We start from the raw sequence: 13,823 nt of genomic DNA on the forward strand, positions 1-13,823 counted from the left end.
GAAAAGGATCCGGAGGTTTTTTGTGGGTGAAAAATTAGACAAAGCCAAGCAAACTGTTCTACAGGAACAACAAACTCTTCGAGAAGAAAACCAAAAACGCGCCGTTCAGGCCTACGAAGAGGGACTCCAAGAGGGGGAAAACCAATCCGAACCCTATCGTGAAAAACTGGAAACACTAAAAAACCTCTATGCCTCTGAACTATCTCAAGATCTGCTCAAAGCTGCGCTCAGCACAGCCCATGAGTTGATCGAAGCCGAACTTGAATCTTCAACGGAATCGTTTCTTCAATTCACCCAAGCCGCTTTGGCGACGATTCCAGACGCTCAAGAAGTCCGGATTCGAGTGAACCCTAAAACAGCGCCTCTTTTGCGTGAGCAAAAAGCCAGCTTCGTCAATCTCATGCAACGAGCCAAAGACATCGATGTTCGAGAAGACAAACACATTGCCCAAGGGCTCATTCTTCAAACCGAATCAGGCGTGATCGATGCTCAATTGAAAACTCAAATTGAAGAAATCGGCCGTGCCCTAGGACTTTAATCATGGTTCGAATCATCAAACATACCGGTGAGACTCTTCCCGCTTGGACACCTCGCTCACGGGTCATCAAAGGCGCTGCCTACAAAGAACAAAAAGAAATTGAATCTCTTTTCAAAGCCGCGGTTGAAACCAAGAGCCAAATCGCGAAAGAGGGTTTGACACAAGCGAGCCAAAGCCGACAACGCGGCCTTTCGGACGGCATCCAAGCAGGCCAAAATGAGGTCTCTCAATTCGCGTTCTCTATTTTTGTTGAACGCAACCATCATTGCGAAGATCTCAAAGAGCCTCTCAAACAAATAATCGATGAAATCGCGCTTAAAATTCTGGGGCGTCCCTTGACTTTAGCGGCTCATCAGCAGGACGAACTTCGAGACAAAGCGATTCAAAAAATCAAAGCACAGCATCAACTCAAACTTCTGGCGAGTTCTCCAGAAGCCATTCTTCGTTTGACGGTTCCTACATTCGTCGACTTTGACCTCCGTTTAGACCTTTCTCCGGATCAAGTTCTGGTGCTAACAGAAGTCGGCAGCAGCACATTGACTCTCGACCGATAAAGCCCCGTGAGGGGTTTAGGTGCCACAGCCCAGCCAAAGGAGGTTGCTGAAAGCAACAGACGCTGGGCTGGGGTCAAAGGCATCGTTGCTCGTGGGCTCCATCTATTTGTGATAAGGACCGTTCCGTAGGATTTCGCCGGAACGATAGATTTGTTCTGCCAAAACACAAAGAGCCATCTTATGAGGCAGCGTGAGTTTGGAGAGAGACCAGAGTTTGTCAGCCGCACTGCGAACTTGCGGATTGTGCCCTTCAGGTGGGCCAATCAAAAACGCTACCGGCCTCGCCTGCTCCAGGAACTTTTGAAGCTGCCTGGCAAATTGGACCGAATCTTGAAGAATACCGGTCTCATCGAAAACCACCCGAACGGATCGTTCCGTAACGGGAAGTAATTTGTCTGCTTTGACTTGCTTCAGCTCAGGGCGATAAAGCGGCTGAGTACGTTTGATGTAATCCAGAGCAAGATTTTCAAAAGGGTCTTTCGAATGTTCAAATGCCGTTGCGATCAGAAATCGCATGAGACTTGTTCGGCTTCGCGCCAAAAATGCTCAAGATTATAGTTTTGACGCGCCGAATCTAAAAATACGTGAACAACAATATCGCCAAAATCGCACAGAATCCAAGATCCTTGCTCAAAACCTTCGATGCTCAAAGGTCGAACACCTTGCTTACCAAGTTCCTCTTTGATGTTGCTCGCAATCGATTGAACTTGGCGTTCGCTGGGCGCTTCGCAAATGACAAAATAATCCGTAAAGCTGGTTACTTTTTGAAGGTCCAGAATCATCGTGCGTTCTGCTTTTTTTTCACTGGCGAAAAAAGCAGCTTTTTGAGCGATTTCCAAAGATTGCATCCGCCTTCACTAACCCTGTGCTTCGAATGCGACAAGAGGGGAACGAAATTCTGGCCTTTTCAATGGCTCAAGCACAGTATCGGGTGTGCATTGGAACAAAATGAACCCACCAGATCAGCGACTGGACTGTCGTAGTTGCAAGTCACCAAAAAATCAAACCCTGGAGTAGGAGAACAATTGGCTGGGGTCAAAGCAAAAATTCCCCCATTGTTATTGACATCGTTCTCGGTTGGAGAGCCGCTTGGAGAGCCGGAATTCGACCATGCATTCGAATCGCCGCATTGATACCCCCACCATACGGTTGATACATCCATCGTATTTTGGCTCCCAGGGTTGTCGTGGCTGCAAATTGCATCCCAAAAGCCGCACTGGCCCCAATAATCACTGGAAGCTCCAGCATCTCCGCCCACGCATTTTGAATTGGCCAAAGCCACACACATTAACGCAGTCTCTCCAGGATGCGCTCGATACAAGCCCGACCAGGCAGCAAACTGATTGGCATTGGAAGCCGGAATCCCGTTTCTGTCTTGAAGGGTGTTATTCACAGAAGAAAATTGCCCAGATGTTGAATCAGGGCCGAAAAAGTTTCCTCCTCCTTGCCATGCAATCAATCCATAAGCATTAAATCGATTTAATCCCTCCGATGGGCTATTTCCCGTTGTAGCTCCCAGGCGATCCGGTTGAGCTAAAACCATCGCTGTCCAAGAAGCTACTTTTCGCATGCTTCCGATGGAAGATAATTGCGCCTGACTCATGCACCAATCGTCTAAAGATTCGTAGCCCTTCGCCATAATGTTGTAGATATAACCGGTTCCCGATGGACCAGGGGCATCGCCCGAATGAATCCCTGGACGAATCGGATCCGTTGCAAACCAAATCTGATTGGAACCTGCTTGAGCTGCCTGAATTTGGCAACGATTGCTTTCATCGCACTGATTGTACGGCGGCGGACAATCATTCGATGTTTGACACATCCCATCCAATTGCGGAGTCAGGGATCCATTCACACAAAGATAGCCCTGACTTGACTCGGCGCAAGAAAGACTTGCATCTTCAAGTTTCGATTTTTCCACACTGCACGATGCGATCGCAATCAGAATCAAACCAAGCAACCATTTTGACATGATCCAACTTACAGCGAGTCGATACTCAAAATCAATCGCAGTGGCATGATGATGCATCACCGCGCAACCCAAAGCAGTCCATTCTGCGATCAAAAGCTAGCTCTAGCGAATACACGTATTTGCGACACAGTTAGGCACATCACTTGGGCAATCCCACTGGCTTCCACATTGAGATTGATAAGCTCCCAGCTGAAGTGTCCCATTCACAGGAGATCCGTTCAGATCAAAAGCATATTGATGGCTGATCGGCGCACCCGAAATCGCTTTGCCTGAGATAGGCGAGCAGTTGCGATAAAGCGGTGGGCTGCAATCGAGCAGCTCTGCTTCAAGGCTGCAGGTATTATTTGCCGAATTCGCGTTCACTCCTGCCGTCACGTTTTCTGAAATTGTCGATTGAAGCGCCGGATTGGGCAAGCCACAAACCAATCCATTCGTATTCGCACCGGTCACACCATCGCATGTACCGCCGCTACTTAAACCGGAGCCCGTGTTATAGCGATACGACATGATGGGGCACAGATCGACGTAGTTCAGAGTCATCTTGTTTCCACCTTGACCTGTAGACATTGAATTCGCTGTGGGAGCATTCAGATCGGAAGCAATGGAATTAATTTGAAGCGCCCCAGAAGCACGGTTTCCATACCACTCCAGATAGTTGCTATTGTTGATCGGATACAATCCTCGATTGTCTCGAAAGAGGGTGTTGCTTAGATTGGATTGAGCGTTGCTACCGACATCGTAAATACCTCCTCCTCCTTGGTTATAAGCAGAGTTGTTGATAAAAGTGAGATTATTCATCGTTGAGCTCGACCCCAAACTCGCCAGATACACTCCTCCACCCGCGTTACTAGCCCAATTTCCAACCCATAAAGAACTTTCCATATCGGCGGCTGAACTCGTATAGACCGCTCCTCCATTGCCATACGAATAGTTGGCGTTAAATTTGACTCCGTATAGATTCAAGACGTGGTTTGAATCGGCATTGAAGATGGCTCCGCCCAACGCAGTGAATACGCTCGGATTCGTAAATGTTCCGGTGCAAGTCCCCGATGAGCAGGTTGTTCCTCCCGGGCACTCAGCGTTGCTTGCGCAAGACGGCGCTGGACTGAAAGAGCCATTCGAGCACGCTCCCCCACCGCTCGGGCAGATTAAGCCATACGGACAACGACCCCCTGAAGGACAATCAATGGGTCCACTGATACTGACGGCTCCGTTTCCAAAAAACGTCGATTGAACAACCGTCAGCTGGCCACCGGCACCATTGTATATCCCTCCACCAGCCTGGGCCGTATTCATGCTCAGCGCAGATTGAGTCAAGGTGGTAGTTCCATAGTTCGCTATCGCTCCGCCGTTGCCATTCAGATTGGTATTGGCACTCAGACGCAAGTTCTTCAAATTGGCCGTTGTTCCATTCGCAATCGTCATTCCTCCCGCATTTCCAAGCGGCGTCCCTGAGCACGTACTCGAATCAGCGCTCCAAATACAACCGGCCACCGCCTGACAAGAAGTTTGGGCTTCTCCAGTGCATGCCCCAACCAGCCCCCCGGTTCCATGATTGATTTGAAAACCGTCCAGTGTCATCGTACCGCTGCTGAAACTCAAGATGGGGGAGCCTGACCCCTGAACCACGGTCATACTGGGAACATTTTTACCAAGCGCCTCACCAGCACCTTGACGATCCGCTGGTGAATCTTCAGTTCCGGAAAAGCCGCCGTAGATCGCCAAACTATGGAGAATCGATATCGGAAAGATTTCAGCCTGCGTAGAGACACCCTTCTTCACCCAAATACCATACCCACAAGGGCATTGACTGCCTCGCGTATCCGTCGCGTCGGTTGCTGGAATCCAATAAGCAGAAGAAATTGCATTGCCCACACAGGTGGGTTCTGGATTGGTCGGAGCCGAGCCGCTCAATAGGCTTAAAGCACCATGGGTCCCATTGATCGAATTGGCAGCCATCCCCCAACTGCTACCATTCGCATTCACTTCTGCTGAATAATCAACGTAAACGGCACAAATTTGTTGGCAAGTCGCACTGCAGTGCCCGGCTTGGCCGTTGCCAGCGCTCGGGTTATTTGCGGGTGGTTTACAAATTCCATTCGCCGTGGGGCAAGTCCAATCCTTTGGGCAATCCGTATTCGTGCTGCAATTCAGCCCAAGCGCTCCCTCGTCACAGGCTTCTGACAAAGGCTGCACGACCCCATCTCCACAGGTGGAGGTTGCTTTTGACTGGACGCAGTAGCCCGAACCCGTTTCAGCAGAGCACGCTTGACCGAGTCTGCAGCCGATGCCATTGGCACACGTATTCCAGCTACAACCGCCATTGACACATTGCGCATAACCTGGAGCAGGACAGGTCCCTGACGAATTCCCGGTACAGGGCACAGCGCAAATTCCACCGTTACAAACCAGGCCCGTACCGCAATCCAATGCGCTTGAGCAAGAGCTCAATTGCCCCCAGCCTGTGGTCACCGAATTCGAACTGCAAACAGGAGTCGCATTCACCGTGTTGTTGATTCCGAAGGGTGGGTAATTATTGTTACAAGATGGCTCACACGTTCCTGTCATGGGGCTGCAGATCTCTGCTGCGGCGCACGAGCCTCCTACTTCTCCTGCGCTCAAACACGCCGTCCGGCAAGTTCCTGTCTCAGGCTGTGTCCCGGGGAACTGGAAGTTACACAGCGAACCGTTCAAACAATCACTCGTTTTGGTGCAATCAGGACTCGAATTCGCCCTAAGCTGTTTGGCTTGCCACACAGCAGCAAGGCTTCGATCCCTTCGACTCTCCGAACAGCCGAACAGACTAAGCGCCAAAATAATCAAGCTTATTTTCATTGACACATCACTCCTGCTTGGCACGTTGTCCCGATCGGACATAGCGATGGACCCTCAGAGCACCCTATTTGACACCAATAACCAGCGGCACCAAATTGTGCCTGGCGTTCACAAATGGCTGAATCACCGCATGAATCTCCTCGCGTTGTGCACGATTTTTCACACGTTCCATTTGAGGCTCCACGAGCATAAGCACAGGTATTTCGCACCGCTGTTGACTCACAAGCATTCGCAGTAGAGCAAGGTTCCATGCACGTTGCCGTAATCAAGCTGCATTGCAAACCCTCTGAACCACAGACCCCCGTTTCCGCACGCGGATCACAACCTATTCGACAGACTCGATCGATCAAATCACAAGTTGTTCGCCCAACAGCTTGGTGATTCCATGTCATACAGTCAGACGAGGTTTGGCACTGGCTTTGGCAAATTGTTTCCGAGCAGCTAAAATGACTCAAGCAATGCGTGGTACTTTGGTTCACGCTTCCAGCACAGCCCATCTCGCAGCTTCCTGATTCCGAACTGCCTAAAACATAACAGGTTTGACGCAAACCTCCGGTTGCACACCCACTGGAGGCTCCATTGCTTAGGGTACAAGATGGCACACACGTTGCCGTCATGGAACTGCAGGTAGTCGATACTTGGGTTTGAGAGCTTGAGCCTGTCTGTGTGTAGCTGCTGGAAGGTGAACAATTAACCGTCTTGCTTCCCACGGTTGCACAAGGCAGCTCGCAGGTTCCTGTGATCGCATCGCAACGTTGTGAGCTTTCCGTAGCCCAACAATCTGAATCGCTACCGCAGGCGTGTTTGCAAAACCCGTTCGAGCTTTTCGCCACCGTGTTCACAGGCGAAGTACAGGTAGCATTCCCGGTGCTATCCGGATTCGCGCAATATTGCCTGGAACCATGGGTCACGCACACCGGACTAGCCCCTGCATAATAAATGGAAGCACAATCCGCATTGCTCAAACACCTCGGCTCACAAAGCCCTGTGATGGGGCTACACACTTCCCAGGCTGCGGCACAAGAGCCACCGACAGTACACGGTTGCCCGCATTGTCCGCCTTTCGAGCTGCTTAAAAACAAGTTGCACTTTTCACCCGCGACTAGGCAATCGGCATCGACCGCACAAGCGTTATGAGAAGAGGGGGCAGGAGGCTGGGATGCGTTGCGAGAACAATTCACGCTTCCCCAAGCAAACAGTAGCCAAGTGATCACCATCGAGCGAATTCGCATATTGGCACGCTAGGCCAAAAGGCAACTTCGCTGCAAGCAACCCTTGGGAAATTCTTTTTCGCTGGCGATTTGGACTCAGAACGCGCTTAAAACAATCAATACCGCAAAAACAATCAACAAAATTCCTGAGACCATTCCGACCGCGTGCATGTGGCGGTCTTCGAGTTTGGATTTTAGGCAAGCTGCTAAGCCACTGAGAAAAACCCACCACAGCAAAGAACCCCAAAAAACCGACCCAGCTAAGATCAGAGCTTGATCCACGCCGTGTGAATCCATTTGAACCCCTGCCATCACCGCCACGTAAGCCAACACAGTCATGGGATTGCTCAAGGTTAAGATAAACGCTGAAATAAAAGCAGCCCACAAACCTTTGTTTTCCGGCACAATGCCGCTTTTCTTAAGATCACGAGATTCGCGCAGAATGCGAGTTCCCAAAATCGCCAAGAAAATACCTCCACTGATTTTCAGGAGCATCTGATACTGAAACAGAAATTGCGATACCGCAGACAAGCCTAGAATCCCGACGAGTCCATAAAGAGCATCGGCCAAAGAAATACCGATACTGGTCGCCAATCCAACCGAAAATCCAAATCTCAGGGTACGCTGAATACACAGCAAAGCCATCGGCCCGACCGGGACAGCCAACACGAGTCCAATGAGAAACGCTTGTATCAAGGGTGATAAGTGCCAAACCATAGAAGCGGTTCAAGATAGCAAGAACAGCGCTTGCTTGCAACTTGTTGTCATTTTGAAGCGATTCAAACAAAAAAGCCAGAGCAAGCTCTGGCTTTTTCGAGTCCACTCGGGTTAGCGAGAGACTATCTTCTGGCAGGTGCCTTAGAGGCTTCTGCGTTGCCTTTTTCAATCGAAATGACCTGAACGTTAAATTTCAGCACTTGATTGGGGCCAATCGACGAACCAACGCCTTGAGCTCCATAAGCCAAGTTCGCAGGAATAAACAATTCCCATTCCGAACCCGCGGGCATCAACTGAAGCGCTTCCGCCATACCAGGAATGGTATTCCCGACAGAGAAAGTGGCCGGTTTTCCACGCGTCTTGGTGCTATCGAAAGTCTTTCCATCCAACAAGCTCCCGGTGTATTCAACCGTGACACTGTCTTCTTTCCCTGCTCTCTCACCGCTTCCAGCCTTGACGATTTTGTATTGCAAACCGCTTGGAAGCGTGACAACACCCTCAGCCGTCTTATTCTTAGCTAAGAATTCTTCTCCTTCTTTCTGATTCTTTTTGCCGGCTTCTTCGGCCTCTTGTTTACGCTTTTCCATCAAATTGGTACGGAAAGTCGTCATGACTTCACGCATTTGCTCTTCGTTTAGAGCAGGTTGACTGTCTTTGGTCAAACCTTCCTTAAGCGCACGAACAAAGATCTCCTGATTCACGTCCACCGATTGCTCGGCGAAACTTTTTCCAGTGCTATAACCCAAGATGTAGCTTACTTTTTCAATTTCGGTCTTCAAATCGCTCGATGCAACAGACGCGCCGCTCTTTTTATTACAGGCCAACAACGCCGCGAGAACAAGCGACATACCAACAAGTCTCAACATGTTAATTCTCCTCCAAAGGGGGCATTAAAGCACACTTCTGTGTTTTACAAAAGCCTGATTTCGTGCCAAAATACGGAAATGGCAAAAAGCCCGCTAAAAGATAAAGATTTCATTCCAACGGATGAATCGCTTGCTCAGATCCTTGGAAATCGTTGGAATCGCTATCAGGAGACCGTGGCTGAGTTGACCAAAAGAAAACTCTATCCCGAAATGTATTGGTACGGCCCTTCCAGCGGCTGGGCTCCTCGTTTTTGCATTGCAGAAGTCACCGTCTGTGGAATTTATCTGGCTCAAAATCCTCTGATGGGGCTGGTCGGAGTCGGCGACAAGGTCGGCATGTTTCTAGACAAAGATCAGGACCTCAGCCCGCGTGCTCGTGGGCTCTACGAGATGACTCCCAAGAAAGGCCCTCTGCGTTGGATCGAAGCCCAGTTGGCGACACGCGGAGATTTGGAAGCCTTCTTATCGCTGGTGGATGGCAAACTGCGAGCCCTCGCCACGGATGGAACCGTTCCCAAAGACACCCCACCACTCCCGGGTCGAATCAAACGAAAAGAACCTGGGCCGGTCAAAGAGCCAGGAAAACCCGGTCGCAAAGCGGCTAAAGCGAGCGAACCCAAAGAAGAGCCTATTCAGATAGGACCTCCTGAAAATTACTCCATCCAAGATATTTTACGAGCTGGACGAGGTTAGGCGTCTTTCTTGACGGCCTTGATTTCGCCACCAAAAATCGACAAGGCTCTTTGGACGGTCGGATGATTTCGAGCTTGTTCTTCCAAGCTTTCCTGGTCACGCTTGGCCTGCGTCTCGCGAGCCACGTGAATGCTTTCGCTTAAAACAGCACTGGGAAGCTGGTCGAAGGCCTCTTGAAAGAGTTGCCGAAATTCGCTTTCTTGACAGGCCTCTTGGATACGCGTGAAGTGAAGCTTTTGATCAAACTCCATTTTCCCGTTTGCCAGCAATCGAGCGTGCTCTAAATGATGCGCCACCATCGGCATTTTTTGCCCCAGGTGTTTCACAAAGTCTTGCCAACTACTCTTTTTTGCTTTTTGAGTGGGCTGAGGAAGCACTTGGCCCAGTTTTTCAAGACGCGCGATGGCCTCTTGAACCTCTGAGAGCTGACTCAACTGAGGCCTTCCCGCCATCCGAACGAAAGCAAGCTCAAGCTGCATCTTGGGGCGTTCGGATAAGCCCATCTCATGAATGCCCTCTAAAGCCATCTTGAATAAACGCTGCAAATCGAATGCATCATGCAATCTTGCGGTTTCATCAATCTGATCCACGCGCTCTTTCGTCAAGTCGGCTAAATTTTGGATGCTTCCAGCTGCTTTTGAAATACACAGATGGCGAAACTCGGTCGCAACGCCATTAGCAAGCTGGCGCAAATCAAAACCAGCCGAGCTAGCCGTCTCAATCACCGCAAGAGCCTCTCTTGGCTTGGCTTCTAGAATGGCATTGGAAGCCTTTAAAATCGCCTGCTGATCCATCAGCCCTAAAATTTCGGTCACATCTTGAAGCGATGCACTCGTACCGGAAAAACTGAGCACTTGGTCCAACAGACTGAGAGCATCGCGCATACCGCCATCGGCATTTTCAGCCATCAACATCAAGCCTGCATCATCCATTTGAAGAGACTCTTTCTCCAAAATTGATTTTAAATGCGAAACAATCGTTGAAACCGCCATCCGCTTAAAATCATAACGTTGGCAACGAGAGAGAATCGTAATCGGAATTTTATGCGCTTCGGTCGTTGCGAAAATAAATTTCACGTGCGCAGGCGGCTCTTCTAAGGTTTTCAGAAGCGCATTAAACGCACTACTCGACAGCATGTGAACTTCATCGATGATAAACACCTTAAAACGCGCTCTCGCCGGTTGGTAACGTACGTTTTCACGAAGTTCTCGAATATCGTCTACGCCCGTATTGCTCGCTCCATCAATCTCGATCACGTCGATTGAAGATCCAGCTGCAATATCCTGGCAAACAGAGCAGACTCCACAAGGGTCTGGGGACATTCCTTTTTCGCAAGACAAAGCCTTTGCCAAAAGACGAGCCACCGTGGTTTTCCCAACCCCCCGGCTTCCAGTGAGCAAAAAGGCATGTGCTATACGACCCGATGTAAGCGCTGCAGACAGCGTTTTAACAATCACTTCCTGACCCACAACTTCTGAGAAACGTTGAGGTCTCCACTTCCGGGCAAGCACCAAATAATTCATGTTGTAGAAGCCTAAATAAAAAAGCCGCTTCGCACAAGCACCTCAGCGATACCGTTGCTTTCTTCCGAACCTGGCGGGGTTTTCACTGACAAACTTTGCGAAGCGGCCTGGCGGAGAGAGAGGGATTCGAACCCTCGTTAACGGATCACGCTAAACACGATTTCCAATCGTGCGCCTTCAACCACTCGGCCACCTCTCCAAAACTGGCGGACAGCGAGGGATTTGAACCCCCGAGACCCTTGCAGGTCTGTCTGATTTCGAATCAGGTGCCTTCAGCCACTCGGCCAGCTGTCCAGTTTTAAACACGCTGCTCGCGCAATGTACCTGAGATTGAAAAAAAAACAACCCTTGACCGACGAAAGAATTCTGTGCAAAAGGGAGTCCAACGCCTAGGTAGCTCAGTCGGTAGAGCAGAGGACTGAAAATCCTCGTGTCGGTGGTTCGATTCCGCCCCTGGGCACCAGAAGCAAACTCCATGACGATGAACGAGATCCTCAGACTGTCTGGTGTTGCCCAGGCCCAGCTTCTCAGCAAACGAGAGATTTCTTCTCTTGAGCTCACCCGGGCCTATTTGGAACGCATCGAATCTCTGAATCCAACGCTTCAAGCTTTCGCTTACATCGCTTCCAAACAAGCGCAAAAAGCAGCCCATGCTTGGGATCGGGCGCATCAACACCGCCGAGCACCGATTTCAGAGCTTTCTGGGGTCCCAACTGCGGTCAAAGATTTGAACCTGGTTCGCTGGATGCCTGCGCGCATGGGGTCAAGAGCCTTTCATTACTTTGTTCCTCCTTTCGACGACCCCAATGTTCGCCGCATGCGTCGAGCTGGACTCATTTTTTTGGGAAAAACAGGCACCTCGGAGTTCGGAGCCACCCCGTTTGCACCCGCTAAAAATCCTTGGGATTTGACGCGTACGGCAGGCGGGTCCAGCGGAGGTGCTGCTTGCGCTGTCGCTTCTGGCTTGATCCCATTCGGACATGCCTCCGACGGCGGAGGCTCGATTCGCATCCCTGCTGCTCTCTGTGGTCTTATTGGCTTTAAAGCTTCTCGAGGCTCACTTCATCACATTGTTTTTGCGGATCATCTCAAGATGGTCAACGAAGGATCCATCGCACACAGCTGGGACGATATCATCGCTTTCTTAAAGATACTGGCGAAAGATCCTCAGCATTTTGAGCTTCCCGCTTCTTTGCCCCCCAAGCGATACCGAATTCAATTCTACACGCGCACTCCTGTTGCATCAACAGATCCCGAGCTTGTGAAGGTCACGCTCGAAACCGCCTCTTTGCTCGAGAAAATGGGTCACGATGTGATAGAAGGCTCATGGCCTGATTTATCCTACGAAGACTTTACGCCCATCTGGACACGAACGCTCGCCAATATTCCTGTTTTGAAGGAATCGGCTTTAGAAGGATTAACCGCCCATTTCAGGAAAAAAGGCCGCACGTTCACTCACAAACAATCCCAGTTCCATCTACAAAAAGCCTTGGAAATGATTCAACGTTCCTGGGACTCTCAAATTGACTTTCACCTATCGCCGAGCGTCGCTTGCCAAACTCCTCGGATATCGACGGAGAAATTAAGCCTCCAAGAACAAGAACAGGCCATGATTCCTTTAGGGGCCTATACCGCAATCGCAAACGTGCTGGGCTACCCTGCTGTTTCTCTACCCGTACGAGAAGACAGCTCAGGAATGCCCATCGGTGTTCAGCTCATGGCCCCTCTAGGGAAAGATACTTCCTTGATCGAACTGGCCAGACAAATTCCGCTCTCTGCAACCAAATGCCCTATCTCTTGATCAGGGTAGCCAGCGGGCTAGGAGGCCAATCCTCGACCTTGCGATCTACTGACGATCGACACAACGAGCTAAAATGCATTTCGATGGATCTTCAGAATCCGACTCCACATAACTCAACGAACCGTCTTTCAGAGAAATCACCGCAAATAGACCCGGACGTCCCTCATGGGGTGTGGAAGTCCAATAGTATAATTCCTTAGACTCCAACGACGGCTGAATAGCCTCATGAATTCTAAACTTTCCTGATTTGTAATTTACTAACGTCACCACTTCTTTAATGCTCGGCAAACGCCAGGACCCAATGCCTATCTCTTTAGTAGCTTCTAAAAATTCTTCCGAGATATAATCTTCCAAAAAACGCTTTGTACGATCACATAAAGCGACGGCCTGAGAGTGAGCTAAACAAGAAAACGACTTCGGAGCCCAAGATAAACTGGTGACACTATCACACAGACGAGTCATAATTTCAGGAAATCTGCGACGAGATTCGATAATATCACCAGGATTATCATTCGTATATTCCAGGGACATGGCATTACGGAACCCACTCACACAACGGACTCGTTGTTTCGAATCGATAGAGAGACCCTCTAAAAGCCCAGCATCCATCCGCAAGCCAAGTACTTCAAAAGAGCCATTGAACCTTACCGAAGTCCAGTAAACTTGCTCTTCTAGATCTGAAGAGAAAATTGGATGAATACGGCGACCCTCTTTTTTCGAATAATCGACTAAAGACTGCAATTCCATCACATTCGGGACACGCCAATCAAGGTCTGCTTTGCTCAAAGCTGCGCAATAAGCCTGGGCAGATCCTAATATCTTGTCTTCCTTCCAGGTAAAGGTTTCTTCAGAGGGAGTCTGCTCCCAAATCAACCGAGTCAGCGAATCGAATACCGTACCGGGCCAATATCCACGCGCTCTATATCGATCTGTCTGATTCGTCTCATCTCGATAGGCCTCCCGAGGCCAGAAGTCTCGCACAACCTGAGAGTAACCTGCTGAAGCGTCGGACACATTCAAAAAGACAGAACTCAAACAAGCAGCGATTACAAAGCAACATTTCATTTTTTTCATAAAAACATCTCCGTCAGGTCCATTGAACCGCTCCACATA

Annotated in this window: 13 protein-coding genes, 3 tRNA genes and 1 other RNA gene; 5 read left to right on the top strand and 12 right to left on the bottom strand. The window is 49.8% G+C overall.

The features are described from left to right. Positions 1-22: 22 nt before the first annotated feature. Together I8H75_05375 and I8H75_05380 are read left to right on the top strand one after the other, a co-directional pair. Complete coding sequence (locus I8H75_05375; GenBank protein MBH2006750.1) at positions 23-538, top strand: hypothetical protein; 516 nt, start codon at positions 23-25, stop codon at positions 536-538. A gap of 2 nt (positions 539-540) precedes the next feature. Then, entirely contained in the window at positions 541-1,092 is a 552-nt protein-coding gene (locus I8H75_05380; GenBank protein ID MBH2006751.1) for a hypothetical protein, read from the top strand. A 102-nt stretch (positions 1,093-1,194) separates the two neighbouring features. Here the strand turns inward: I8H75_05380 and I8H75_05385 are convergent, their stop codons facing one another. The 7 genes from I8H75_05385 to I8H75_05415 form a co-directional block, all read right to left on the bottom strand. Next, a complete protein-coding gene (locus I8H75_05385) occupies positions 1,195-1,608 on the bottom strand; it encodes a 23S rRNA (pseudouridine(1915)-N(3))-methyltransferase RlmH (GenBank protein MBH2006752.1) in 414 nt (137 codons plus the stop codon). After that, on the bottom strand, positions 1,596-1,940 hold the full coding sequence (gene rsfS / locus I8H75_05390; GenBank protein MBH2006753.1) for a ribosome silencing factor: 345 nt from the start codon (positions 1,938-1,940) through the stop codon (positions 1,596-1,598). Before rsfS ends, I8H75_05385 begins: the two co-directional genes overlap by 13 nt. A 59-nt stretch (positions 1,941-1,999) precedes the next feature. Continuing rightward, on the bottom strand, positions 2,000-3,064 hold the full coding sequence (locus tag I8H75_05395) for a hypothetical protein (protein ID MBH2006754.1): 1,065 nt from the start codon (positions 3,062-3,064) through the stop codon (positions 2,000-2,002). A gap of 102 nt (positions 3,065-3,166) precedes the next feature. Next, a complete protein-coding gene (locus tag I8H75_05400) occupies positions 3,167-5,899 on the bottom strand; it encodes a hypothetical protein (protein ID MBH2006755.1) in 2,733 nt (910 codons plus the stop codon). Further along, entirely contained in the window at positions 5,896-7,131 is a 1,236-nt protein-coding gene (locus tag I8H75_05405; GenBank protein ID MBH2006756.1) for a hypothetical protein, read from the bottom strand. The genes I8H75_05400 and I8H75_05405 overlap by 4 nt, the downstream gene beginning before the upstream one ends. A gap of 75 nt (positions 7,132-7,206) precedes the next feature. Then, a complete protein-coding gene (locus I8H75_05410) occupies positions 7,207-7,827 on the bottom strand; it encodes a LysE family translocator (GenBank protein ID MBH2006757.1) in 621 nt (206 codons plus the stop codon). Between the two features lie 122 nt (positions 7,828-7,949). Beyond that, positions 7,950-8,693, bottom strand: a complete 744-nt coding sequence (locus I8H75_05415) for an FKBP-type peptidyl-prolyl cis-trans isomerase (protein ID MBH2006758.1) — start codon at positions 8,691-8,693, stop codon at positions 7,950-7,952. A gap of 78 nt (positions 8,694-8,771) precedes the next feature. On the opposite strand from I8H75_05415, the gene I8H75_05420 reads away from it, so the two are divergent. Next, positions 8,772-9,386, top strand: coding sequence for a DUF3788 family protein (locus I8H75_05420; protein ID MBH2006759.1), 615 nt, complete (start codon positions 8,772-8,774; stop codon positions 9,384-9,386). On the opposite strand, the gene dnaX is transcribed toward I8H75_05420, so the two are convergent. The 4 genes from dnaX to I8H75_05440 all read right to left on the bottom strand — a co-directional run bounded on the left by dnaX (position 9,383) and on the right by I8H75_05440 (position 11,203). Continuing rightward, on the bottom strand, positions 9,383-10,909 hold the full coding sequence (gene dnaX / locus I8H75_05425; protein ID MBH2006760.1) for a DNA polymerase III subunit gamma/tau: 1,527 nt from the start codon (positions 10,907-10,909) through the stop codon (positions 9,383-9,385). The two genes, I8H75_05420 and dnaX, sit on opposite strands and share 4 nt — an antisense overlap. Positions 10,910-10,924: 15 nt before the next feature. Further along, an RNA gene (ffs, locus tag I8H75_05430) (signal recognition particle sRNA small type) lies at positions 10,925-11,021 on the bottom strand. Beyond that, a tRNA-Ser gene (locus I8H75_05435) sits at positions 11,018-11,108 on the bottom strand. The genes ffs and I8H75_05435 overlap by 4 nt, the downstream gene beginning before the upstream one ends. 5 nt (positions 11,109-11,113) lie before the next feature. Then, positions 11,114-11,203: transfer RNA gene (locus tag I8H75_05440), tRNA-Ser, on the bottom strand. Positions 11,204-11,296: 93 nt separating this feature from the next. Between I8H75_05440 and I8H75_05445 the strand changes: the two genes are divergently transcribed. Together I8H75_05445 and I8H75_05450 are read left to right on the top strand one after the other, a co-directional pair. After that, positions 11,297-11,372 (top strand) — tRNA-Phe (locus I8H75_05445). Between the two features lie 18 nt (positions 11,373-11,390). After that, the gene (locus I8H75_05450; GenBank protein ID MBH2006761.1) at positions 11,391-12,710 is read left to right on the top strand and encodes an amidase; all 1,320 of its coding nucleotides are present in this window, start codon (positions 11,391-11,393) and stop codon (positions 12,708-12,710) included. 45 nt (positions 12,711-12,755) lie between these two features. Here I8H75_05450 and I8H75_05455 read toward each other — a convergent pair whose 3' ends face one another. After that, the gene (locus I8H75_05455; GenBank protein MBH2006762.1) at positions 12,756-13,784 is read right to left on the bottom strand and encodes a DUF1566 domain-containing protein; all 1,029 of its coding nucleotides are present in this window, start codon (positions 13,782-13,784) and stop codon (positions 12,756-12,758) included. Positions 13,785-13,823 lie beyond the last annotated feature (39 nt).

It is taken from the genome of Myxococcaceae bacterium (genome assembly GCA_016000045.1).
In the GTDB taxonomy this organism is placed as follows: domain Bacteria; phylum Myxococcota; class UBA727; order UBA727; family JABDBI01; genus AER2-1.